22 protein-coding genes are annotated in these 24,315 nt (G+C 68.9%); 15 read left to right on the top strand and 7 right to left on the bottom strand.

The features are described from left to right. The 3 genes from Q0916_RS09455 to Q0916_RS09465 form a co-directional block, all read right to left on the bottom strand. Window positions 1-839, bottom strand: an 839-nt coding sequence (locus Q0916_RS09455) for an SPFH domain-containing protein (protein ID WP_299236918.1), incomplete at its 3' end; no start/stop codon positions are given. Window positions 840-900: 61 nt separating this feature from the next. Next, window positions 901-1,668: an SAM hydrolase/SAM-dependent halogenase family protein gene (locus tag Q0916_RS09460; protein ID WP_299236920.1), complete on the bottom strand. Its 768-nt coding sequence runs from the start codon at window positions 1,666-1,668 to the stop codon at window positions 901-903. A gap of 6 nt (window positions 1,669-1,674) precedes the next feature. After that, the gene (locus Q0916_RS09465; RefSeq protein WP_299236922.1) at window positions 1,675-2,214 is read right to left on the bottom strand and encodes a nicotinamide-nucleotide adenylyltransferase; all 540 of its coding nucleotides are present in this window, start codon (window positions 2,212-2,214) and stop codon (window positions 1,675-1,677) included. Between the two features lie 171 nt (window positions 2,215-2,385). On the opposite strand from Q0916_RS09465, the gene lonB reads away from it, so the two are divergent. Together lonB and Q0916_RS09475 are read left to right on the top strand one after the other, a co-directional pair. Next, a complete protein-coding gene (gene lonB, locus Q0916_RS09470; protein WP_299236923.1) occupies window positions 2,386-4,575 on the top strand; it encodes an ATP-dependent protease LonB in 2,190 nt (729 codons plus the stop codon). Between the two features lie 7 nt (window positions 4,576-4,582). Further along, complete coding sequence (locus Q0916_RS09475; protein WP_299236924.1) at window positions 4,583-5,353, top strand: CPBP family intramembrane glutamic endopeptidase; 771 nt, start codon at window positions 4,583-4,585, stop codon at window positions 5,351-5,353. A gap of 15 nt (window positions 5,354-5,368) precedes the next feature. Here Q0916_RS09475 and Q0916_RS09480 read toward each other — a convergent pair whose 3' ends face one another. After that, window positions 5,369-6,070 (bottom strand): hypothetical protein, encoded by a 702-nt coding sequence (locus Q0916_RS09480; RefSeq protein WP_299236926.1) that lies wholly within the window; start codon window positions 6,068-6,070, stop codon window positions 5,369-5,371. A gap of 209 nt (window positions 6,071-6,279) precedes the next feature. Here Q0916_RS09480 and Q0916_RS09485 point away from each other — a divergent pair, with 209 nt between their 5' ends. The 8 genes from Q0916_RS09485 to Q0916_RS09520 all read left to right on the top strand — a co-directional run bounded on the left by Q0916_RS09485 (window position 6,280) and on the right by Q0916_RS09520 (window position 16,283). Continuing rightward, window positions 6,280-7,311 carry an AIR synthase family protein gene (locus Q0916_RS09485; protein WP_299236928.1) on the top strand — a complete coding sequence of 344 codons (1,032 nt, stop codon included), beginning with the start codon at window positions 6,280-6,282 and terminating at the stop codon, window positions 7,309-7,311. Window positions 7,312-7,418: 107 nt separating this feature from the next. Further along, window positions 7,419-9,308: an ABC transporter substrate-binding protein gene (locus Q0916_RS09490; protein WP_299236930.1), complete on the top strand. Its 1,890-nt coding sequence runs from the start codon at window positions 7,419-7,421 to the stop codon at window positions 9,306-9,308. A 32-nt stretch (window positions 9,309-9,340) separates the two neighbouring features. Further along, on the top strand, window positions 9,341-10,315 hold the full coding sequence (locus Q0916_RS09495; RefSeq protein WP_299236932.1) for an ABC transporter permease: 975 nt from the start codon (window positions 9,341-9,343) through the stop codon (window positions 10,313-10,315). Window positions 10,316-10,319: 4 nt separating this feature from the next. Beyond that, window positions 10,320-11,507, top strand: a complete 1,188-nt coding sequence (locus Q0916_RS09500) for an ABC transporter permease (RefSeq protein WP_299236934.1) — start codon at window positions 10,320-10,322, stop codon at window positions 11,505-11,507. Then, on the top strand, window positions 11,504-12,703 hold the full coding sequence (locus Q0916_RS09505; RefSeq protein ID WP_299236936.1) for an ABC transporter ATP-binding protein: 1,200 nt from the start codon (window positions 11,504-11,506) through the stop codon (window positions 12,701-12,703). The genes Q0916_RS09500 and Q0916_RS09505 overlap by 4 nt, the downstream gene beginning before the upstream one ends. Then, entirely contained in the window at window positions 12,696-14,051 is a 1,356-nt protein-coding gene (locus tag Q0916_RS09510; protein WP_349254522.1) for an oligopeptide/dipeptide ABC transporter ATP-binding protein, read from the top strand. The genes Q0916_RS09505 and Q0916_RS09510 overlap by 8 nt, the downstream gene beginning before the upstream one ends. Window positions 14,052-14,191: 140 nt before the next feature. Then, on the top strand, window positions 14,192-15,220 hold the full coding sequence (locus Q0916_RS09515; RefSeq protein ID WP_299236939.1) for a S49 family peptidase: 1,029 nt from the start codon (window positions 14,192-14,194) through the stop codon (window positions 15,218-15,220). Beyond that, window positions 15,213-16,283, top strand: a complete 1,071-nt coding sequence (locus Q0916_RS09520; protein WP_299236941.1) for a hypothetical protein — start codon at window positions 15,213-15,215, stop codon at window positions 16,281-16,283. Before Q0916_RS09515 ends, Q0916_RS09520 begins: the two co-directional genes overlap by 8 nt. A 10-nt stretch (window positions 16,284-16,293) precedes the next feature. On the opposite strand, the gene Q0916_RS09525 is transcribed toward Q0916_RS09520, so the two are convergent. Continuing rightward, window positions 16,294-16,770, bottom strand: coding sequence for a methylated-DNA--[protein]-cysteine S-methyltransferase (locus tag Q0916_RS09525; protein WP_299236942.1), 477 nt, complete (start codon window positions 16,768-16,770; stop codon window positions 16,294-16,296). A gap of 97 nt (window positions 16,771-16,867) precedes the next feature. Between Q0916_RS09525 and hemB the strand changes: the two genes are divergently transcribed. The 4 genes from hemB (at window position 16,868) to hemL (ending at window position 21,828) form a co-directional block, all read left to right on the top strand. After that, window positions 16,868-17,848 carry a porphobilinogen synthase gene (hemB, locus tag Q0916_RS09530; protein ID WP_299236943.1) on the top strand — a complete coding sequence of 327 codons (981 nt, stop codon included), beginning with the start codon at window positions 16,868-16,870 and terminating at the stop codon, window positions 17,846-17,848. Window positions 17,849-18,168: 320 nt separating this feature from the next. Continuing rightward, complete coding sequence (locus tag Q0916_RS09535) at window positions 18,169-19,887, top strand: ammonium transporter (RefSeq protein WP_299236944.1); 1,719 nt, start codon at window positions 18,169-18,171, stop codon at window positions 19,885-19,887. A gap of 1 nt (window position 19,888) precedes the next feature. Continuing rightward, entirely contained in the window at window positions 19,889-20,341 is a 453-nt protein-coding gene (locus Q0916_RS09540; protein ID WP_299236945.1) for an Lrp/AsnC family transcriptional regulator, read from the top strand. 146 nt (window positions 20,342-20,487) lie between these two features. Further along, window positions 20,488-21,828 (top strand): glutamate-1-semialdehyde 2,1-aminomutase, encoded by a 1,341-nt coding sequence (hemL, locus tag Q0916_RS09545; protein ID WP_299236947.1) that lies wholly within the window; start codon window positions 20,488-20,490, stop codon window positions 21,826-21,828. 14 nt (window positions 21,829-21,842) lie between these two features. Here hemL and Q0916_RS09550 read toward each other — a convergent pair whose 3' ends face one another. Both Q0916_RS09550 and Q0916_RS09555 read right to left on the bottom strand, forming a co-directional pair. Beyond that, the gene (locus tag Q0916_RS09550; protein WP_299236949.1) at window positions 21,843-22,091 is read right to left on the bottom strand and encodes a glutaredoxin family protein; all 249 of its coding nucleotides are present in this window, start codon (window positions 22,089-22,091) and stop codon (window positions 21,843-21,845) included. A gap of 57 nt (window positions 22,092-22,148) precedes the next feature. Beyond that, entirely contained in the window at window positions 22,149-23,600 is a 1,452-nt protein-coding gene (locus Q0916_RS09555) for an Hvo_1808 family surface protein (protein WP_299236951.1), read from the bottom strand. 114 nt (window positions 23,601-23,714) lie between these two features. Between Q0916_RS09555 and Q0916_RS09560 the strand changes: the two genes are divergently transcribed. Then, window positions 23,715-24,287: a cysteine hydrolase family protein gene (locus Q0916_RS09560; RefSeq protein ID WP_299236953.1), complete on the top strand. Its 573-nt coding sequence runs from the start codon at window positions 23,715-23,717 to the stop codon at window positions 24,285-24,287. The last annotated feature ends 28 nt before the right edge of the window (window positions 24,288-24,315 follow it).

Below are 24,315 nucleotides of genomic sequence, written 5' to 3' on the forward strand. Positions count from 1 at the left end.
GTCATCTCCTGGGGCAACACGAACGTCGTCGACTCGCCTTTGCCGATCTCTTCGAGCGTCTCCATGCCGCGTTCGATGATCGCGCGTTCGCCCATCGACTCGGCGGATTTTGCGCGCAACACCGTCGAAATCGCGTCCCCCTGGGCCTCGAGGATCTGGCTCTGTTTTTCCCCCTGGGCGCGGATGATGTTCGACTGCTTGTCGCCCTCGGCCTTCTCGATGGCCGAGCGGCGCTCGCCTTGGGCCTCGAGGATCATCGCCCGCCGCTTGCGCTCGGCGGAGGTCTGTTGCTCCATCGCCTGTTGGACGTCCGGGCTGGGGTTGACCTCCCGGACCTCGACGCTCTCGACTCTGATCCCCCACTCGTCGGTCGGCTCGTCGAGTTCCTTCCGGATCTTCGCGTTGATCTCGTTTCGCTTGTTCAGCGTGTCGTCGAGCTCCATGTCGCCGAGGACGGCCCGCAGCGTCGTCTGGGCCAGGTTCGACGTCGCCTTCTTGTAGTCGTCGACCTCGAGAAACGCCTTCTTCGCGTCCATCACCTTGATGTAGACGACGGCGTCGGCGGTCACCGGCGAGTTGTCGCGGGTGATCGCCTCCTGTCGGGGCACGTCGAGCGTCTGGGTCCGCATGTCGAAGGTGTAGGTGCGCGAGACGAACGGCGGGACGAAGCTGATCCCGGGCGCGAGCAGCTTCCGGTACTCGCCGAACACCGTCAGCGCGCGCTTTTCGTACGCGTTGACGATCTCGACGGACTGGTACACCGCCACGGCGGCGATCGCGAGCAACAGGAGGGCGACGATCGGGAACACCGTCCCGCCGAACAGAAGCGGAGCGAACATACCACATGTTCGGTCGACCCGTGCATAAGCGTTCGGCCGGCTGAGACGCCGCGCTCGGCGGTCATTCGAACCCGAATCTGACCCGCTCTCCGGCGCGGAGTCCGAACGCGTCGTCGCCCCGGCCCCGGTTGACCGCGCACTCGACGTTGCCGTGGCTGCCGACGGTGACGACCGGCGTTCCGGGGTCGGCGTGGGCGTAGGAGGCGACGACCGCTCGGCGCGTCCCGTCGACCCGAACCGAATCGGACCCCTTGAGGGCCTCGCCCGGAAGGTTCGTGATGACGTTCCCGAACCCGTCGACCGCAAGGACCGTCGCCGTCGCGCCGTCGGCGTCGATCTCCGGGGTCGGGAACTCGGTGTCAACCGGGTCCGCCGCCGGCGAGAGAAACGGGAGTTCGGAGAGCTCGTCGGGGTCGGCGCCGTGGACGGCGGCGGCCGCGGGGGCGAACACGTCCCGGCCGTGAAACGTCGCGCTGCGGGGGTCCTCGACCCGGATCTCGTAGGCGGTGACGTTGCCGTCGCCGCCGTCGGACGCGAGCGCGCGGGCCGGCGGGTACAACACGCCGTTGTCGGGGCCGACGAGGACGTGGTCGCCGGCCCGGACGACGAGGGCGGCCCGGTCGGTGCCGACGCCGGGGTCGACGACGACGAGATGCACCGCCGGCGGGAACTCGGGAAGGACTTCCCGGAGCCAGAAGGCGCTCGTCGGGACGTCCTGGCGGGGGAAATCGTGCGCGATGTCGACGAGGCGGGCGTCGCAGCGACCGAGGATGACGCCCTTCATCGCCGCGGGGTACGGCGTCCCGAAGTCGGATGCGAGCGTGATCATCTCCCTTTATTTGTCGATCAGGTCCTCGGTCGCGCCGTTGGCGTCCGTCTCGGCGATGCGGCGGATCCGTTCGACGCCCTCGATCTCGTCGACGACGTCGACGACGGCCTCGGGGACGAGCGCCTCCCAGTCGTCGCCGTCGGCCATGCGCTCGCGGACCTCGGTCCCCTCGAACTCGTCGCGGTGGTACATCGGCGACTGCCGGACCTCGATGCCGGCCTCCTCGAAGAGCCGGACGACGAGGGGGTTGTTCGAGTACGCGACGTCGAAGCGCGGGCTCATCGACTGGACGTGGCTCACCCACACCGAGTTGCGGTTCAGGTCCTCGATGGGCACCGCGTACGTCGTCATGTCGAACCGCGCGAGCGCCTTCGTGATCATCATGATCCGCTCGCCGGCGGTGTAGGGGTTCCGGACGGTGTGGGACTGGTCGGCGCTGCCGATGCCGACGACGAGTTCGTCGACCTCCTCGCGGATCCGGTCGATCATCGTGTGGTGGCCCTGGTGAAACGGTTGGAACCGTCCGATGTAGAACCCCCGCGTCATACACCACGCTCAGGCGGGTGGTTTGATAAAGCCAGCGGGTCGGCTCCGCGGACGGGTCGAGTCGCGCTCGATACCGCCGCCTGCCTGCGGTTTCGTTCGGCGGCAGCGCGTGACACGGGGGGAAAGTATATCAGTCGATAACACGTCTTACCTGCTAACAGCAACGTTTCTATGAGCAACGAAAAGGACGCAGAAGAGACCACGAATGACAGCGAACGCCGGGACCCGCAGGAAGGACGGGCGGGCGACTCCGAGGAGGCGTCGCCGAGCGACGACGAGCGTGGGCGGGACCGCGAGCCGGGGGCCGACCGCGGCGACGACAGAAACGGCGAACGGTCGCGAGCGAACGGTCCGTCGGCGCCCGATCCGCGCGGGGCGGACGAGGTGCTCGACGAGGACGAGGAGCTCCTTGATGGCTCGGACCTCGGAAGCGAGGTCCACGTCGACAGCGACGTCGAGATCGACGAGGACAACGAGGACGGCCTCCTGGGCGGGCTTCGGATCGGTTCGAGCAGCGACATCCAGGTTCCAGATCGGCTCGTCGATCAGGTCATCGGGCAGGACCACGCCCGCGACATCGTCCTGAAGGCGGCCAAACAGCGCCGCCACGTGATGATGATCGGCTCGCCGGGGACCGGCAAGTCGATGCTGGCGAAGGCGATGAGCCAGCTCCTCCCCAAGGAGGAACTCCAAGACGTGCTCGTCTATCACAACCCCGACGACGGCAACGAGCCGAAGGTCCGGACGGTGCCGGCCGGCAAGGGCGATCAGATCGTCGACGCCCACAAGGAGGAGGCCCGCAAGCGCAACCAGATGCGGAGCTTCCTGATGTGGATCATCATCGCCGTCGTGTTCGGCTACGCGATCCTCATCGCCCAACAGCTGCTTCTCGGGATCATCGCGGCGGGCGTCATCTACCTGGCGTTCAAGTACATGAGCCGCGGTTCGGACGCGATGGTGCCGAACCTGCTCGTGAACAACGCCGACCAGCAGGTCGCGCCCTTCGAGGACGCGACGGGCGCACACGCCGGGGCGCTGCTCGGCGACGTCAGACACGACCCGTTCCAGTCCGGCGGCATGGAGACCCCCTCGCACGACCGCGTCGAGGCCGGGGCGATCCACAAGGCCAACAAGGGCGTGCTGTTCGTCGACGAGATCAACACCCTCGACATCCGCAGCCAACAGAAGCTGATGACCGCGATCCAGGAGGGCGAGTTCTCGATCACGGGCCAATCGGAGCGATCCTCCGGCGCGATGGTCCAGACCGAGCCCGTCCCGACGGACTTCGTCATGGTCGCGGCGGGCAACCTCGACGCGATGGAGAACATGCACCCCGCGCTCCGCTCGCGGATCAAGGGCTATGGGTACGAGGTGTACATGGACGACACCATCGAGGACACCCCGGAGATGCGGCGCAAGTACGCCCGCTTCGTCGCCCAGGAGGTCGCAAACGACGGTCGGCTGCCGCCGTTTACCGACGATGCGATCGAGGAGATCATCCTCGAGGCCCGCCGCCGCGCCGGGCGGAAGGGACACCTCACCCTCGAGTTCCGGGACCTCGGCGGGCTCGTTCGCGTCTCGGGGGACATCGCCCGCGCGGAGAACAGGGAGTACACCCAACGCGAGGACGTCCTCCAGGCGAAGGCGCGCTCGCGGTCGATCGAACAGCAGCTCGCCGACGACTACATCGAGCGCCGGAAGGACTACGAGCTCACGGTCAACGAGGGCGACGTGGTCGGCCGGGTCAACGGGCTCGCCGTCATGGGCGAGGACTCGGGGATCGTCCTGCCGGTGATGGCTGAGGTGACGCCGAGTCAGGGTCCCGGCGAGGTCATCGCAACGGGGCAGCTAAAGGAGATGGCCCAGGAGGCCGTCCAGAACGTCTCGGCGATCATCAAGAAGTTCTCCGACGAGGACATCTCCCAGAAGGACGTCCACATCCAGTTCGTCCAGGCCGGCGAGGGCGGCGTGGACGGCGATTCGGCGTCGATAACGGTCGCGACGGCCGTTATCTCGGCCCTCGAGGGAATCCCGATCCGCCAGGACATGGCGATGACCGGCTCGCTTTCGGTCCGCGGCGACGTGTTGCCGGTCGGCGGGGTGACCCACAAGATCGAGGCCGCCGCCAAGTCGGGGCTCGACACCGTCATCATCCCGAAGGCGAACGAGCAGGACGTGATGATCGAAGACGAGTACAAAGAGCGCATCGAGATCGTCCCGGTCTCGCACATCTCCGAGGTGCTCGACGTGGCGCTCGTCGGCGAACCGGAGAAGGACTCGCTCATCGATCGGCTCAAGAACATCACCGGGTCCGCGCTCGAACAGCGCGAGGTCGGGCCCTCGAGCCCGAGTCCCCAGTAGCCGGGCGGTGACCCGGTGGGTCGCGTTCGCGGCACTCACCGGTCTCCTGACGGTCGTCGTACTGTTTTCGGCCCGCGCCTCCGCACAGCGGATCGACGAACTCGTCGAGCCAGCGGCAGCGGCGAAGCCGCTCGACGACGGGGCCGGTCACCTCGAGGGGATCGGCGCCGCCGAGTCGGCGTCGCCGGGCGTCCCGAGGACGGCGGTGCTCGCGAACGCCGCCGCCTCGCAGGGGCTCCTCGGGGCGGTGCTCGTACTCGGCGTCGTACTCGCCGACGTTCCGGCGAGCGCACTCGGCGTCGGTCCCGGGGCGCTTTCGGGGCGGAGCGCACTATTGGGGATCGCCGTCGGGGGCGCGCTGGCCGCGCTGAACGCCCTCGCCGGCGGGGTCGCCGACGCGTTCGGCGTCGACCCGAGCCGGGCGCTTCGGGAGCTGCTGTCGCCCGAGTCGCGCCGGGAGGGGGCGATGCTGTTCGGGCTCGTGTTGCCGGTCGTCGCGGGGTTCGAGGAGCTGCTGTTCCGGGGGATACTGGTCGGGGCCTTCGCCGTCGGCTCCGGTCTGCCCGCGTGGCTCCTCGCGGTCGGGTCCTCCGTTCTGTTCGCGGCCGGACACGGCGCGCAGGGCCGCGTCGGCATCGCGGCGACGGGGCTGCTCGGGCTCGCGCTCGCGGCGGTGTTCGTCTCGACCGGGAGCCTGCTCGTCGTGGTCGTCGCGCACTACCTCCTCAACGCCGCCGAGTTCGCCCTCGCCGAACTCGAGTCGGGGCCGTTCGAGTGACCCGAGCGTCGGCGGTTACCGGGCGTCGCCGGCGCCGTCGGCGTCGTCGGGCCCGCCCGGATCGACCGAGAGGCCGGCGTCGAGGAGGCCGCAAAACGGCGGCGCGCCGGTGTCGCGCGCCGGGCGGAACTCGTCGGGGATCGCTTCGGCGCTGCCGTAGAACTCGGATTCGGTCTCGGGGGTCAACAGCCGGCCGTCGCCGAGCCGGATGAGCGCCGGCGCGCTCGAGGACAACGCCCACTCCTCGCGCTCGACCCAATCGGGGCCGAACCGGAACAGGACGCCAAAGGAGAACTGCCCGGCCTTGACCGCGAGCGCCTTCGAGGGGAAGCGATCGGCCTCCTCGGCCTCGAACTCGGCGTCGGTCATCCACGCGATCGCGGCGCCCTCCTCAAACAACACGAGATAGACGTCCCAGGCCATGCTCGCGTCGAAGGTCGCCCATACGCTCCGCGGGCCGACGGTCCCGAACTCGGCGCTGAACGCCGGCGTCGACCGTCCGCTCGTCCCGGAGGGCTCGTGGACGAACCGGCCGTCGTAGCTCGGGACCTGAACGCCGCGGTGGTGATAGACGAGGCCCTCGATCTCCGTCTCGGAGTTGACGGCGTCCCAGAAATCGAGCGCGCCGTCGGCCTCGAGGCGGTCGAAGAACTCCGGGAACGTCTTGACCTCGCGTTCGAACTCGCCCTGCGGGGGGCGCTCGAAGCCGTCGGCCATCAGCGCGACACCTCCCGGTCCCGGGGGCGAGCCGGCCGAGGCGGTCCGGACGGCCCGAACGGCCCGGACGACCGGTGGTTCGGATCGTGCATACGCTAACGGGGGGTTCGACGCCGATGAGTGTTTTGTCCGCGACCGATCGTGCCCGAATCGGTCCGGGTCGACCTCCGGCGGCAGATTGACGGGAGCGCGCGCGAACAGTCAGACGAATGGAGACCGGCAAAGTAACGCGGGCGTTCTTCGAGGAGCGGATCGCGACGCGGCTCGGGGCGAACCGGGCGGACGTGTCTCTCGGACCGAAACACGGCGTCGACTTCGGCGTCGTCTCGGTCGGCGACCGGGCGGTCGTGACGGCGACCGATCCGGTGTCGGTGCTGCCGGGACTCGGCTTCGAGCGCGCCGGCGCGTTCGCGATCGGGATCGTCCTCGCGGATGTCGCTGTCTCGGGGCTCGCGCCGACGCATCTCACGGTCTCGCTGTCGCTCCCGCCGTCGATGAGCGACGACGAGTTCGATCGGTTCTGGGGCGCGATCGACGCCGAGTGCGAAGACCTCGGCGTCTCCGTCGTCACGGGGCATACGGCCCGCTACGCGGAGTGTTCGTTCCCGTGGGTCGGGGCCGCGACCGGGATCGCCGTCGGGGACCCCGAGGCGATCGTCCGTCCGGACGGCGCCCGCCCCGGCGACGACGTCCTCGTCACGAAGGGCCCGGCCGTCGAGGCCGTCGGGCTGTTGACGACGCTGTTTCCGGACGCCGTCGGGCTCTCTGGGGCCGCACTCGAGACCGCACAGGCGAGACTCGACGACGTCGGGGCGGTCAGGGACGCCCTCGTCGCCGCGGCGAGCGGCGAGGTGACGGCGATGCACGACGCGACGGAGGGCGGACTCTTCGGGGCGTTCGCCGAAACGGCGGACAGCGCCGGGGTCGGGCTGTCGATCGAGCGCGACGCGGTGCCGTTACTCGACGGCGTCGAGAGCGCCTGTGAAACCCTTGGGATGGACCCCTGGCGGGCGACGACGTCCGGAACGCTCGTGATCGCGGTCGATCCGGCCGACACCGACGCGGTGATCGGGGCGCTCAGAGAGCGGGGCACGGTCGTCGAGCGGGTCGGCCGCGTCGAGGCCGGGACGGGCGTCGCGGTCGACGGCGAGCGCCTCGGTCCGTCGGAGGGGGACTCCTCGTGGGAGGTCTACGAGCGACTCCGCGACGCGACGGGCCGAGACGAGCGATCCTCGGGGTGAGCCCGCCGCGTCGCTCCGGCAGAACGGCTGCGGAGGCGCGCACGGATTGCCGCCGGGGGACAGTTTTTCAACCGCTCGTGTGTTACGAGTTCTCTAACGAGACAGCGATGACGGGGTCGAACACCGAACGGCAAGCGAGACTGTCGCGGCGACGGGCGATCGCCGCGCTCGGCGCGGGGGCGACCACCGCCTTAGCCGGGTGCGGCGGCAACGGCAACGGCGGCGGTGGCGGCGGCGGAACGCTCCTCACGCCGGAGGGCGATCAGGTCGTCCTCGACGTGTACCACAACAGCGCCTCGGAGACACAACAGCTCGTCGCGGAGTTCATCGGACAGGAGCTGTCGGCGAACCTCGGGATCGAGGTCGAGATCGAGCCGATAGACGGGGTCCGGTTCAACGACGAGTACTGGACGGCGGAGGCCGAAGGGGGCTCCGACACGGTCGGCGGCGAGACCGTCGAGTGGAGCGAGCCGACGCCGAGAAACCCCGGGCCGCGTTCGGTCACGTCGAACGAGGCGTGGGACATGTCGCTCGTGATCGGGCTGAACACGTACCCGCTGAACCCCCAGACGAACCGGGTGTTTTTCGACGGCGCGAACAGCCGGTACAACCCGGTCGGGTACTACCCCGAGTTCGACGCGGCGGGGCTGTTCGAGGAGGCCGGCGCGGCGACCACCGAATCGGAGATCGCGTCGGTCTTCGAGGAGATCTTCGTCAACATCGCCGCCGAACAGCCCTACATCATGCTGACGTTCACCGACAGCATCACCGGCTACAACCCCGAGCTCCGGGGGCCGGTCGAGGAGTTCTCGAACGGCTGGGACTTCGCGGGGTGGTTCACCGAGGCCGGGGGCGCCGACGAAAGCGCCGGGCTCCCCGAGGACATCGAGGAACCCCCCGCGGTCGAGGGCTCGTACAACAGCGTCAGCGGATCGGCGTTCAGCACGCTGAACCCGCTGTACAACACCGAAAGCGGCGCCGGAACGGCGATCGACCGGGCGCTGGATCAGGGGTACACCTTCGACGAGAACCAGGAGTACTTCCCACTTTTGTACGACATGTCGACGGACCGCGGCGAGGTCTGGGTGTTCGAGGTCCGCGATGGCCTGCGGTTCAGCGATCCCTACGGCTCGGTCGACGCCGAGACGTTCGTCTACCTGATCGAGGAGCTGCATCAAAGCGAGTGGGCGAACACGGCGAACGCCATCGAGTGGAGCGGCGTCAACGTCGAGGTGACCGGCGACCTCGAGTTCCAGGCCGAGCTCCCGGAGCCGCGGCTGCTGTGGCCGGAGAGCTTCGATCCCCTCGAATACCCCATCCCGCGGGGGCTGCTCGAACCGTACGTCGAAAACGAGGACAGGGAGGGCCTCCAGCGCAACGAGGAACTGCTCGAGTTGGCGTTCACCGGCAACCTGGGGCCGTACGTGCTCGAGGAGTGGAACCGGGGCTCGGGGACGACCTACACGCGCAACGACGAGTACTACCTCCGGAACATCGAGGAGGGGCCGGCGCTGTTCGAGAACGCGCCCTACTTCGAGGAGTCGACGATCGAGGTCATCGAGTCGCAGGCCTCGCGGCTCGGCGCGCTCGAGACCGGGGAGGCGGACTCGGCGGGGATCCCGCCGGAGCGCTTCGAGGATTTCGACGAGAACCCCGACGTGAGCGTGTACCAGGTGCCACAGTCGTTCAACCGCATCCTCTCGGTCAACATGCGGGACAACGGCTGGAGCGCCGGGCCGGGCAACCTCTTTCAGTTCGTCGAATTCCGGCGCGCGATGGCCAGCGCGATCGGGAAGACGGAGCTCATCGAGGGCGTCTACCGGGGGCTCGCACAGCCACACTACACCTGGCAGCCGCGCTTCTCGGACTTTTACCCCGGCGACGACGTGGTCGAGACGTACGGCACGGGCGATCTCTACGGGCCGGACGTGGCGCGGGAGTTCGCCAGAGCGGCGATCGAACGCTCCGAGTTCGACTACCGCTACGCCGAGGAATGAACCGAGCACACCCCCTGGAGGAGTGAGACGCGATGGGACTGCCACGGTACGTCGCCGCGAGGGTCGTCTGGGCCGCGGTCGTGTCGCTCGTCATCGTCACGATCACCTTCGGGCTGATGGCGGCGGCGCCGAACCCGGCGGTCCAGGAGGCCGCAACGCAGGCGGCACTCGAGGGCGGCGACCCCGAGGAGGCGGTCGAGCGCGAACGGGAGCTCCGCGGGCTCGACGAACCGCTGCACGTCAGATACGCCGATTTCCTCCGGGGCGTGTACACGCTCAACTGGGGGTGGTCGGACCTCCAGAACAGACCGGTCTCGGAGGCGCTCTCGGAGGCGCTGTTCTACACCGCGCAGTACTCGGTGCCCTGGACGGTGCTGACGCTTCTGATCGGACCGCTCATCGGGGTGTACTCAGCGGCCAACATGTACAGCTGGCGGGACCACCTCGCGACCGGCGTCGCCTTCTTCGGGTACGCGATCCCGAACTTCTTTTTCGGGATCATCCTGCTGTTGCTGTTCGGCGTCTACCTGGAGTGGATCCCGGTCGTCTACAACACGGACGTCGCCGTCTTCAGCCTCGAGAACGCCAGACAGCTCGCGATCCCGGTGTTCGTTCTCGTGACGGGGTCGATCGGGGCGATCATGCGGGTGTCCAGAAACGAGTCCGCCGAGTTCCGGAACGCCGACTTCATGAAGACGGCCAAAGCCAAGGGCGTCTCGCCGCTTCGGGCCTACGCGTACCACGTCATGCGCCCGACGATGGTCCCGCTTTCGACGACGGTCGTCGGCCAGTTGCTCGCGATCTTTCTGGGCTCGTCGCTGCTCGTCGAGGTCGTGTTCGGGATCCCCGGGCTCGGGCGGCTGACCTTCGATGCGCTCATCGCACAGGACACGAACCTCGTGTTGGGGACGACCCTGCTTTTCACCTTCGTCGCGGTGGTCGGAAACCTCATCGAGGACATCGTCTTCACCGTGTTGGACCCCCGCATCAGCTACGACGACAGATAAGCCAATGACGAGTGAGAAACCGGACCGGTTCGATCGGGTCGATTGGTCGGCCTACGAGGGCTCGGGCGGCGTCGACCCCTCGGTCAACACCGTCGGAGCGATCGGAACGACGCTGCCGTTGGTCGCGCTTTTCGTCTACGACCGGCAGTTCGTCGGCGAGCGGGAGGCGACCTTCGGCGCGGTCGGGCTCGAGGCCGACTGGAGTGGCCTCGAGTACCTCTTCGCGTTCACCCTGATCCTGTTCGTGTGGTACGTGCTCGTTCCGCTGTACCAGAACCCCCGGATGACGCGGTACTACTGGAGGGAGTTCACGCGGAACCGACCGGCGGTCGTCAGCCTCGGGTGGCTCCTCGTCGTGTTCGTCGGCGGGCTGCTCGGACCGCTCGTGGTGAGCGCGCCCGAACAGAGCGTCCTCGCCGGACACCAGCCCCCGGTGTATCTCTCGATCGATACGGCGAACGTCGCGCAGTGTCTCGGGGAGGTCCGCGGCGGGCGGTGTTACGGGACCTGGGAGTACCCGCTCGGAACGACCCGGGGCGGCAAGGGCGTGTTCAGGTCGATCGTGTACGGGATGAGGATAAGCGTCCAGATCGCCTTTATCACGACGACGATCGTCGCGACCATCGGGATCACGTTCGGAACAGTAAGCGCCTACGCCGGCGGGTGGGTCGACGAGGCAATGATGCGGTTCGTCGACGTCGTGTTGTCGTTTCCGACGCTTCTGATGTTCCTGTTGATCCTGTACATTTACGGGGCCGGCCTCGGCATGTTCATCGTCGTGTTCTCGCTTTTCGCCTGGGGCGGCACGGCGCGGTACGTCCGCAGCAAGTCGCTGTCGGTCTCGGAGGAGACGTACGTCAGCGCGGCCCGGATCAGCGGCGCGAGCACCACCCGGATCGTCCGACGCCACGTCGTCCCCAACACCGCCAGCAGCATCGTCACCCAGCTCACGCTTCTCGTCCCCGGGTTCTTGCTCGCCGAGGCACAGCTCGCCTTCCTCGGGTTGGGCGATACGAGCCTCCCGTCGTGGGGACAGCTCATCGCCGCCGGGCGCAGCGACCTCGGGTTCGCGCCCTGGATCGTCGTAGCGCCCGGTATCGTGCTGTTTCTCACGATCCTCGCGTTCAACTTCCTCGGCGACGCGCTGTTGGACGCGTTGGACCCCGAGGCGGCGGCGGAGGTCGAGCGATGAGCGGGACCGACCGGGATCCGGAGGTGGAGGCGGAGGCGGATTTGGACGCCGAGACCGAAGCGACCGCGGAGGGAGGTGACGAGCCGCTTCTCGCCGTGGAGGGGCTCAGAACGACCTTCGAGACTGACGCCGGGACGCTCGTCGCCGTCGACGGGATCGACTTCACCGTCTCGGAGGGCGAGACGGTCTGTCTGGTCGGCGAGTCCGGGTCGGGCAAGACGGTCGCGACGGAGTCGATCACCCGCCTCGTGGACTCGCCGCCGGGACACATCGAGGGCCGCGTCCGGTTTCGGGGGCACGATCTCCTCGCGATGGACGCGGAGGCGATCCGGTCGGTTCGCGGCCCCGGGATCGCCCACGTGTTTCAGAACCCACAGGACGCGTTGAACCACTGTTACACGGTCGGGTGGCAGATCGTCGAGGCGATCCGGGTCCACGAGGACGTGAGCGAGGCGGCGGCCAGGGCCCGGGCGGTCGAGCTTCTCGATCGGGTCGGGATCGCAAACCCAAGCGCGCGCTTCGACGACTACCCCCACGAGTTCTCCGGCGGGCAGAAACAGCGGGTGATGATCGCGGTGGCGCTGGCCGGCGATCCGGACCTGCTCGTCGCCGACGAGCCGACGACGGCGCTCGACGTGACGGTGCAGGCGCGGATACTCGAGCTCCTCTCGGAGCTGCAGGCGGAGTTCGGGATGGGCGTCCTCTTCGTCACCCACGACCTCGGCGTCGTCGCGGAGATCGCCGACCGGGTCGTGGTGATGTACGCCGGGAAGGTCATGGAGCGCGGCAGCGTGCTCGACGTGTTCGAGCGGCCGAGTCACCCCTACACGCGGGCGCTGTTGTCGTGTCTGCCCGGGCGGGGAAACGAGGTGACCGGGATCGAGGGCTCGCTACCGGACCCGACGGCGCCGCCGGAGGGCTGTCGGTTCGCGCCGCGGTGTGAGCACGCGATCGGGGCGTGTCGCCGCGGCGAACAGCCGCCCGAAACCGAACTCACCGAGGGCCACGGCGTCTCCTGTGTGTTCTACCGGGACGGGCGGGATCCGTCGGTCGTCCGCGGGAACGGGAACGGGAACGGGAGCGGGGACGGAAGCGACGCCGAAACAAAGAGACGGGACGCGAGCCGGAACGGGAGCCGAAGCGCCGACGCGTCGACACCCGGTACCGGCGGCGCGGAGGGATCGGACGGTGGCTGACGGGGCGTCCCGGGCGGGGGCCGAACCCCTGTTGTCAGTCCGGGATCTGCGGAAGCACTACCCGATCACGGAGGGGCTCCTCTCGCGGGAGGTGGGGTCGACGAAGGCCGTCGACGGGGTCAGTTTCGACGTCTACCCCGGCGAGACGCTCGGGCTCGTCGGCGAGTCGGGCTGTGGGAAATCAACGGTGGCGAAGTCGATCGTCCGCCTCGAGGAGCCGACCGGCGGCGAGGTGCGGTTCAACGGGGCGAGCAGAGGCGAGACGGGGGCGGGCGGCGGCGACGGGCCGCACCCGAACGACGTGACCCGGTTCGACCGCGCGGAGTTGAAGTCGTTCCGACGGGACGTCCAGATGGTGTTTCAGGACCCCACGTCGAGTTTCGATCCCCGGATGACCGTCGGCAGTTCCGTCGCCGAGATGCTTCTCGTCCACGGGATGACCGACGGCGAAACGCGGCGGGCGATCGTCGAGGACCTACTGGAGCGCGTCGGGCTCTCGGCGTCGGACTACGACCGGTATCCCCACGAGTTCTCCGGCGGGCAGAAACAGCGGATCGCCCTCGCCCGGGCGCTCGTGTTGAACCCCGAACTCGTGATCGCCGACGAGCCGGTCTCGGCGCTCGACGTGTCGGTCCAGGCGAAGGTCCTCTCGTTGATCGACGAGTTGCAGTCGGCGTTCGGGCTGTCGCTGCTGTTTATCAGCCACGACATGTCCGTCATCCGTCGGATCTGCGACCGCGTCGCGGTGATGTACCTCGGCGAGATCGTCGAGGTCGGCCCGGTCGCGGACGTGTTCGCCGACCCCCAACACCCCTACACCGAGGCGCTCCTGTCGGCGGTGCCGCGGCCGGACCCGCGGGCCGATCCCGACCGGATCGAACTGACCGGGACGGTTCCGGACCCCGCCGATCCGCCCTCGGGGTGTCGGTTTCACACGCGCTGTCACCGCGTGGTGCAGCCGGAGGGCGTCGACGTCGAGCAGTCGGCGTGGCGGCGGGTGCTCGATTTCCGCGAGCGGCTGCGGGACGGGGACCTCGAGGTCGACGCCGGCGCGGCGGACCGAACGGCGGCGTCCGGCGGTCCGAGCGCTGCGGGCGTCCGCGCCGAGTTCGACCTCCCGGAGCGGCTCGGCGACGAGCGGGCCGAGCGGGCCCTCGAGGCAGCGATCGAACGCCTCGTCGCCGGCGACGAGGCGGCGGCGATAGAGCGCCTCTCGGAGGTGTTCCGAACGCCGTGTGAGACGACCGTCCCCGAGTGGACCGACCACGGCGGCGGTCACGGGTCGGCGTGCATCCGTCACCGATCGGCGGAGCTATCGGACGACCTCGAGGGCATAGAGACCGACTGAAGCACCCGCCGGATGCGGCCCGGGTGCCCGAAAGCCGGGCGGCGGAACGGCGGGACGAGAGCAGTCCACGCCTCCGGCGGGGCGGTAGTGTGGCCGCATCCGCGTGGTATTTTGCTGTGGAGGCTGTTACCTGGTATCGAATGTCATCTAATCGTCTTACGGCCGCGGTCGACGCCGCCGACGCGTTCCTGCGCCGGTTGGGTCGGTCCTACGTGTTGGTCGTCGTCGTCGCACTCGTTGTCGGATCGCTGCTCGCGCCGGTCGTGTTCTTCGGCGTCGCGTCGGACCCGGCACAGGTCGCCGTCGTCCCCATCGCGGGCACCATCGACGGCCCGAACGAACAGCGCGTCGGACAGCAGCTCGAACGGGCCCAAGAGGACCCGAACGTCGAGGCGGTCGTGTTGGTGATAAACAGCGGCGGCGGGAGCGCGGCGGCCAGCGAGGAGCTCTATCTCGAGGTGAAACGGACGGCCGAGGTGATGCCGGTCGTGACCGCCGTCGACGCCGGCGCGCTGTCGGGGGCGTACTACGCCGCGGCCCCGAGCGACGAGATGTACGCCAAGCCGGCCTCGGCCGTCGGCAGCGTCGGCGTCATCACGACCGCGCCCTCGGATCTCGAACCGAACGACATCGTGTTGACGACCGGCCCCTCAAAGACCGCGCCCGACGACCTCCGGGAGTTCGCCTACCAGCGCCAGGAGATCAGCAACGCCTTCGCCAACGCCGTCCTCGAGCACCGCGGATCGGACATGGAGATCACGCGGGGCGAACTCACCGAGGCGAACACGTACACGGGGACGACCGCGAACGAACTCGGGTTGGTCGACCGGATCGGCGGCCGCGAGCGCGCCGTCGCGAGGGCCGCCGAACTGGCCGAACTCGACGAGTACGCCGTCACCGTTCTGCGGGGCGAGGGCACCGTCCGGTTCATCTCGCAGGCCAACTACGTCGCCGCCGACAGCCCGCAAAAAGAGACCGTCTCGCCGTCGTATCTCACCGGGCAGCGGACGGAGGCCTCGGGCGCGATCAACCACCTCGCGATCCCCGCGGAGTATGCGGTCTCGGAGGCGGCGCGTCCGAACCCGAACCCGAACCCGAGCGCGAACTCGGCGGACCCCCCGGATGAGGGCGCCGGTGGGGACCGAACGGAGGCGACGGCGGATGAGTGAGGATCCGCCCGAGGAGCCGAGCGAGCCCGCGGCCCGCTCCGACCCCGAACCCGAACCCGAACCAGAGCCCACGGACCGCACGGTACGCGAACCGACGCGGCCGGGGACGGCCCCGGACGGCGCCGACGGGGGCGACGACTCCGGGATCGACTCGGGGCTGTACCAACGCCTCAAGATCGGGGGCGTACTCGTCGTTTCGGTGCTCGTTCTCGCGGCGATCGCCGGCGCGACCGTCGCCCCGACGCCGTCGACGCAGTCGGTCGACAACGCGCCGGATCCAGAGACGCCGCCGGAGGCCTTCGGGAGCGGCGTCGTCGTCGATCGGATCGACGCCGAGGGCGAGGTGGCCGTCGCGGAGGAACTCACCGTTGAGGGCGGACAGCCACAACAGACCGTCCTCATCGAGGAGACGGGGACGTTCGATCAATCGGAGATCAGACAGCTCGTTCGCGCAACGACGGTCGCCGGCCACGAGGTCCGGTTCGGCGGCGACGAGAGCCTCAACGAGTCGCTGTCCGACGTCGACGCGTACGTACTCGTCGCGCCGCAGGAGGGGTTCACCGAGAGCGAACTCGAGGCGATCACGTCCTTTACCGACCGCGGCGGCCGGCTGATCCTCCTGGGGAGCCCCGATCGGGTCCGCGTGAGCGCCTTCGGCGGAATCACGACCGTCGAGACCGACATGCGGACCGTCGCGAGCGAGTACGGCATCGTCTTCGGGAACCGGTATCTCTACGACACCGTGGACAACGACGCCGGCTACCGCCAGGTCTTCGCGGAGCCGACGAACGAGACGTTCCCGACGGTCCCCGCACTCGAGGCCGATCGCGTCGTCCTCTCGACGGCGACCCGGGTCGAGTCCCGCGACGGGACGGTGTTGCTCCGGACGCCGGAAACGACGAAGCTCTCCGACGGGGGCACGGCCGGGCGCTATCCGGTCGCCGTGGTCGAGGGCAACGCCTTGGCGATCGGCGACACGGCGTTTCTGTCCGAGCAGAACCACAACGTCGCGGACAACGAGGAGCTCGTCGCGTACGTCGTCGAGTTCGCGCTCGGGGCGTAGCCGGCGGGGCCTACCGGATCCCTTCGAGCGATCGGAGCCGCTGTTCGACCGACGGCGGCGCGGCGCTCGGGCCGTCCGAGACGCGGTGGTCACCGATGACGAGCGGCGCCGGGTTCTCGGCGAGGGCCGTCCGGACGACGCCGCGGTCCTCGTCGGATTCGGGGTCGAGGCCGGCGGTCATCCGGGCGAGCGTCTCAACGGAGACGCCCTCCCCGTATGGGACCGTCCGCAGGGACTCGAGCACCGAACGGTGATCGGTCGGCATCGTCATCGCGACGGACGCGTCCGCGAAGTCGTCCTCGACGCCCTCGAGGTACGCCCGGATCCGCTCCAACAGCGGGTGCTCGCCGCCGGTGTCGGCGTTGGCGTCGGGGGTCTCCGGGAACGAGACCGACAGCACCCGGCCGCTCGCGGCGCCGAGTTGAACGTATCGCTGCAGGTAGGGCGACTCGAAGGCGTGGATCCCCCCGTTCGGGTTGGCGTCCATGCCGGCGCTTCGGGCGGCGGCGGCTTGAAGATGTGTGTCGGCGACGGCGATCGGTCGACAACGACGAGCCTTTTGCTCGCGCGCACCCAACGGTGGTATGGACATCACCGATCGCCCGAGGCGACTCAGAACCGACGGGGTTCGGGGGTTGGTCAGTGAGACCGACGTGCGGGCCGAGGACCTCATCGCGCCGATCTTCGTCGACGCGACGATCGACGACCGACTCGAGATCGAGACGATGCCGGGCCACGAGCGGGTGCCGATCGACGAGAGCGTTGCGCGCACGCGTGAGGTTCTCGACACCGGGGTCGGGGCCGTCATGCTGTTCGGCATCCCGAACTCGAAGGACGCACGGGGGAGCCGGGCGTGGGCCGAGGACGGCGTCGTCCAGCGGGCCGTGCGGCGGATCACGGCCGAGACCGACGCCTACGTCCTGACCGACATCTGTCTCTGTGAGTACACCGACCACGGCCACTGCGGGGTCATCGAGGAAAACGCCGCGACGGATCCGACGGTGACGGTGAAAAACGACCCGACGCTCGAACTCATAGAGCGGATCGCCGTGTCCCACGCCGACGCCGGGGCCGAGATGGTCGCCCCCTCGGGGATGATGGACGGGATGGTCGGGGCGATACGGGGCGCGCTCGACGCGGCCGGTCACCGGAACGTCTCGATCATGTCCTACGGCGCGAAGTACAACTCCGGGTTCTACGGGCCGTTCCGGCACGCCGCCGACGGCGCGCCGGCCTTCGGCGACCGCCGGCACTACCAGATGGACCCCGCGAACGCCCGCGAGGCGGTTCGGGAGGTCCGCCTCGACGTCGAGCAGGGAGCCGACGTGCTGATGGTCAAGCCCGCGCTCGCGTACCTCGACATCGTCGCCGCGCTCCGCGGGGCGTTCGATCACCCCGTCGCCGCGTACAACGTCTCCGGGGAGTACGCGATGGTGCGGGCCGCCGCCGACAGGGGGTGGCTCTCGCTGGAGGAGGTCGCCTACGAGTCGCTGTTGTCGATCAAGCGGGCGGGCGCCGATCTGATCCTCACGTACTTCGCCGAGGACATCGCCGATCGCCTGTAGCTTGTAATTGTGACCCGACGCGCGCGAGCCGTTTCGGCCCCGCGTCCGGACACAGCGGGGGATCCGGGGCGTACGAACGTCCAGAACCGCCGCCGAAACGCGCGGTACTTCCTGACGATAGACGTCCTTATATTACTATTATCGTTCACCATATCTGACGCCCGTACAATTAGGTCGTATTGAGAGGATCAATGTAAACTCCAACATTTATGTAGGGCTGTTCCATGAGGATATAACGTAATGCAAGCTACGAACGTAGCGGAAATCGGTCAAAGTATGGACGTTCATGGAAATACGCGTCGCGCGACGGAGGTGTCGGAATGATCGAGACGCTGCCGGTACAGGCCGGTGCCGAGGCGATGAACGCCGCGATCGAAGAGACGTGGATCCTGACGGTGACGTTCCTGATCTTCTTCATGCACGCCGGCTTCGCGATGCTGGAGGCGGGGCAGGTGCGCTCGAAGAACGTCGCAAACCAGCTCACGAAGAACATGCTGACGTGGGCCGTCGGCGTCACGGTGTTTTTCGTCATCGGAACCGGCATCGAGGCGGTCGCGTCCGGCGGTAGCTTCGGCGCGGGCATGGCGGCCGGCGGCGGCGATTACGTCAACTGGCTCTACGGCGCCGTCTTCGCGATGACCGCGGCGACGATCGTCTCCGGGGCCGTCGCGGGGCGGGCAAAGCTTCGTGCGTACATCACCTACACGTTCCTCCTGGCGGCCGTGATCTACCCGGTTATAACGGCCTTCACCTGGAGTTCGGGCGTGTACCCCGTCGGCGTGGAGGCGGGGACGACGCCGGGCACGACCGGCCTCGTCGAGCGGCTCGTCGGCACCGCCTTCGCCGACTTCGCCGGCGGCATGATCGTCCACGCCATGGGCGGCATCGCCGGGCTCACCGCCGCGGCCATCCTGGGTCCGCGGATGGACCGCTACGACACCGACGGCTCGGTAAACATCATCCCCGGTCACTCGATGACGTTCGCGGTGCTCGGGACGCTCATGCTCTGTTTCGGCTGGTACGGGTTCAACGTCGGCACCGCGGGGGCCTTCGACATCGGCGGCGCGGGCGTGGACACGCTCGGACAGGTCGCCATGACCACGACGGTCGCGATGGGCATGGGCGCGATCGGCTCCGCGGCCGTCTCGCTTTTCAGGTCCGGGAAGGTCGACACGCTCTACACCGCAAACGGGATGCTCGCCGGGCTGGCCGCCATCACGGCGATCCCGAACTCGACGACCTGGTGGGGCGCGTTCGTCGTCGGCATCCTCGCGGGCGTCCAGTTGCCGATCGTGTTCAGCTTCGTCTCGAACCGGCTCCGGATCGACGACGTCTGTGCGGTCTTTCCCGTCCACGGTAGCGCGGGCATCCTCGGCGTGCTCCTGATGCCGTTCGTCGCGCTGCCCGGCGCGGTCGATTCGGTCGTCAACCAGTTCATCGCCCAGGTGGTCGGCGTCGTCATCATCGGCGGGTGGACGCTCACCGCGACCGCCGTCATCTGGTACGTGTTCAAGATGGCGGGACAGGCGCGCGTCTCCCCGGACCACGAGCGCGACGGGCTTGATGTCTCCGAGCACGGCGTCGACACGTACCCCGAGTTCGGCGACAGGGACGCCATCGCGACCGACGGCGGCCACGGCTCCACGTCGGACGACGACGACATCATCCGCACCGACGGCGGCCGGCCGAACGGCGACGAGATCAGGATGGTGATGGCCTTCGTCCGCCCGGACAAGCTCTCGGAGATCAAGGAGGGCCTCGCCGAGATCGGCGCGCCATCGCTGACCGTCACGAACGTCTCCGGGCGCGGCTCACAGCCCGCCAAAACCGGACAGTGGCGCGGCGAGGAGTACAGCGTCGACCTCCACCAGAAGGTCAAAATCGAGTGCGTCGTCAACGACATCCCGGCCGGCGACGTCGCCGAGGCGATAAGCGAGGCGGCGAAGACCGGCGAGCCGGGCGACGGGAAGGTGTTCGTCCTCCCGGTCGAGGAGGCATACCAGATCCGAACCGGCGAGGTCGGCCCCGACGCGGTCTGAGATGTCGGCGACGAAGCCGATAGACGAACAGCTCGTCGCGGCGCTGTGTCGCGACGGTCGCGCCGATGTCCGCGACGTCGCGGCGACGGTCGACGCGGTCCCGACGACAGTGCAAAAACGCCTGCGGGCGCTGAGAGAGCGCGGGGTGATAGACGGGTACGCCCCGGCGATCGACTACGGCCGACTCGGGTACGAGACGGTCGTCTTCCGGCTGGAGGTCGGGCTCGGCGCGGTCGACGACGTGACGGCGCGGCTCCGCGAGCGGACGGCGTTCGTCACCGTCTACCAGATGAGCGACTCCGAGACCGTCTTCGCGATCGGGAAGTTCGGAACCGAAGGCGCCGTCGCGTCGTGTCTGTGCGACCTCCACGACGACGACGACGTTCAGGGGGTCGAAACGGACCGGGTGGTGTCGGTCCACTGCGAGAACCGATCGCCGCTCGTCGACGGCTGAGGCGGGGCGTCGACAACTGAGACGGGTGGAAACCGGGGGTCTGGGTTGGGGACGCACCCACCGCACCCGCGCTGGGCGCGGATCGCCGGCTGTCGACGCCGGCGGGGACAACAACGCATTTGCGGGCGGAACGAGTACCGGAAGTCATGAACCACGAAGCGTCACGCTCGCTGTACGACCGGGCGTTGTCCGTCATGCCTGGCGGCGTCAACTCCGCCGTCAGAGCCGCCCCTCAGCCGTATCCGGTGTTCGTCGAGCGCGGCGAGGGCGGACACGTCGTCGACGCCGACGGCAACCGCTACGTCGATTGGATCTGCGGGCTCGGACCGCTCTTGCTCGGTCACGACACCCCCGAAGAGGTCGCGGCCGCGGTCCAATCGCGGGCCGCCGAGGGGCCGATGTACGGGATGCCCTCCGAGATCGAGGTCGAACACGCCGAGTTCGTCAGCCGACACGTCCCGAGCGTCGAGATGATCCGGTTCGTCAACAGCGGCACCGAGGCGACGGTGTCGGCCTGCCGGCTGGCGCGCGCGGTCACCGGGCGGGACAAGGTCCTCGTCATGCAGGGCGGGTACCACGGCGCACAGGAGTCGACGCTCGTCGAGGGCGACGCCGAGGACGCGAGCCCCTCGAGCGCCGGGATCCCACAGAGCTTCGCCGAGCACACGGTTCCGGTGCCGTTCAACAACGTCGAGGCCGTCGAGACGGCCTTCGAGAAACACGGCGACGACATCGCCTGCGTCCTCGTCGAACCGGTGCAGGCGAACATGGGCATCGTCTACCCGGTCGAGGGGTACCACGACGCGCTGCGGGACCTCTGTGACGAGTACGGCTCGCTTTTGATCTTCGACGAGGTCATCACCGGCTTCCGCGTCGGGGGGCTCGGCTGTGCGCAAAGCGAGTTCGGCGTCGAGCCGGACATCACGACCTTCGGGAAGATCATCGGCGGGGGGTTCCCGGTCGGCGCGATCGGCGGCAAGACGGAGTACATCGAGCAGTTCACGCCGACGGGCGAGGTGTTCCAGGCGGGGACGTTCTCCGGGCACCCGGTGACGATGGCCGCCGGGCTCGAGACGCTGAAGTACTGCGCGGAACACGACGTCTACGAGCACGTCAACGGGCTGGCCGAGCGCCTCCGCGAGGGGCTCTCGGAGATCGTCGCGGACCGCGCCCCGGGGTACACCGTCGTCGGCTCGGACTCGTTTTTCAAACTCGTCTTCACCCGCGCCGACGGACCGCCCCAAGGCGGGCCCTGTCGGAACGGCTGCCGGCAGGACCCGGGCTGTGAGCGATACGGGGAGTGTCCGAAACGCGGCACCGACCTCGACCGCGCCGAGACCGAGCGGTACGCGCGGCTGTTCCGCCCGGAGATGCGCGAGCGGGGGATACTGCTCTCACAGAACCAGTTCGAGTCGAACTTCGTCTCCTACGGCCACACCGAGGCGGACGTCGAGGAGACGCTCGAGGCGTACAAACACGCGCTCTGAGGGATCGCTCGGGCTCAGGCTCCGTACGTCTCCTCGAGGAACGCGACGATGTCGTCGGACTCCGGCATCCCGTGGACGTCGTGTTCCTCGTCGATGATGACGGGCACGCCGGTCTGGCCGCTTACCTCCTCGACTTCGGTCCGCTCGCCGTGGGCGCGCGGCACCTCGATGCTGTCGTACTCGAGGCCGAGCTCGTCGAGTTTGTCGATGACCTTCGCGCAGTACGGGCAGCCGGGGAGTTCGTACAGTGTGATATTCGACATCACCCCCATGTAGGCGTGCGAACCTAAAGAGCGCGGCGGTGTCGTGTCCGGGCGGCGTCAACCCGACGCGTCGGCCGGGTCGGAGGCGGCCGCCACGCCCGAGGCGTCCGAGACGGCCGCGGGCCCGTACACGTCCCCGAGTGCGGCCTCCGTCGGGGCCTTGATCACCGTGACGGCGTTGTCCTCGCGCTCGATGCGGACGACGCCCCGGAATCGATCGGTGCGATCGAACGCCCAGACGGTGGCGTCGCCGCGGACGCGTCGCTCGCCGTTCCAGTGGGCGGCGACCTCGGCGTAGCCCTCGGCGAAGGCGGTCGCGTTCGCCCGGTCGTTGAACGTCACGTTCCAGACGTAGGCCGTCTCGCCGTCCCGCTCGTACGCGTGGAGGCGATCGCCGTACCAGCCGGTGGTGTACTCGACGTCGTAGGTGTACCGCCCCCGGGCGTCGGCGCGGAACTGCTCGCGTCCGATGACGCCCGGCGAGTCGCCGGCGTAGGCCGTGTAGGCGAACATCGACGCCAGGCCGGCCTGACCGACCGTCGCGGCGTCGGCGCCCCCCTCAACGGTGACGCGTTCCCACCCCGGTCCGCTCCGGTCGTCGAGCGTCGCCTCGCCGTAGGCGTCGGTGCCGTAGGTCCCGGGCGCGATGATCGCCGCGCTCGAGGAGGGGACGTCGTCGTACGCCCGGTCGATGGCCGCCCACCCGCCCCGGTCGCGGTGGTACTCGACGAACCCCGGACCCTCCGCGTACGGGAAGAAGCCGAGGAAGTACACGCCCCAGTGGAACTCCGAGGGGAGCGCACTCCCGCCCGTTTCGGCGCCGAAACACTGCCACTCGCCGCGCCGGCAGTTCCGCCGGTAGGCGCGCTCGACGACGGTCGCGTCGCCCTCGATGAGGCCGTTGCGGGCGTTGATCGAATCGAGCGTCGAGGCGTCGGAGGCGAGCCCGAAACGCTGGTCTTGCAGCGCGTGGAGCAACTCGTGGGCGAGCGTGGTCTCGCCGTTCAGCGTCGCCGGATCGCTGCCGCTGACGACGACGATCCGATCCTCGGCGGGCTGATAGAAGCCGAGCACGACGCCGCCCCGGTTGGCCCGTCGCGCGTCGGCGGCGTCCTCGTCGGGGCCGACGAGAAACAGCGCCTCGTGTTGGGCGTTGTCGAGCGCGCGGCGGTCCGGACCCGGGGGGCTCCAGACGCCGTCGATCTCCTCGCGGAACGTCTCCCGGGAGACGACCTCAACTTCGACGTCGCTCTCGAAGCGGAGCCCCCGTAGCAGTTGGACGCGGGCCATCGCGCGGGAGACGACGGCCTCGGTCTCGGCGGCCGACAGCCCGTCCTCGGCGTCGATCGCGAAGGTGTCGTTGTGCCAGTACCCGTCGTAGTAGCCGAGCGGATCGCCCCCGGAGGGCGCCGATCGCTCGGGGGCGTCGGCGGGGCCGTAGCCGACCGTACAGCCGGCGAGCACGAGCACGGCGGCGAACGCGAGCGCCGCCGTCGGCCGTCGCGTCATTGGCGTCCGTGAGGGCCGCACCGACAAAAGCACACGGCACGCGCGGGCCGACGGGATTCTCCGGGGTCGGGACCGCGGCGCAAACGGTTTGATCGCCACGGCCGAACGCCCGGTATGCGACTCGATCCGAACGACACCGCGGTCGTCGTCGTCGACATGCAGAACGGGTTCTGTCACCCCGAGGGATCGCTGTACGCGCCCGAGAGCGAGGCCGCGATCGGTCCCTGCGCGGAGGTCGTCGCCGACGCTCGGGAGGCCGGCGCGTCGGTCGTGTTCACCCGCGACGTCCACCCCCCGGAGCAGTTCGAGGACGCGCACTACTACGACGAGTTCGATCGGTGGGGCGAACACGTCCTCGAGGGCTCGTGGGAGGCGGCGTTAGTCGAGGAGCTCGACGTGCGCGAGTCGGATCTCGTCGTCGTCAAACACACCTACGACGCCTTCTACCGGACCGAACTGGAGGGGTACCTCGAGAGCCACGGGATCGACGACCTCGTGATCTGCGGGACGCTCGCGAACGTCTGTGTGCTTCATACCGCCGGCTCGGCGGGGCTGCGGGACTACCGGCCGATCCTCCTCGAGGACGCCGTTGGGTCCATCGAGGACGGACACCGCGAGTACGCCCTCGAACACGCCGAGTGGCTCTTCGGCGAGACCGCGCCGCGCTCGGAGATCGAGTTCGCGTAGGCGTCCGCGGGGGCGTCGGAGCGACTCC

Origin of the sequence: Natronomonas sp. (genome assembly GCF_028274965.1) — an archaeon.
Classification (GTDB): Archaea; Halobacteriota; Halobacteria; order Halobacteriales; family Haloarculaceae; genus Natronomonas.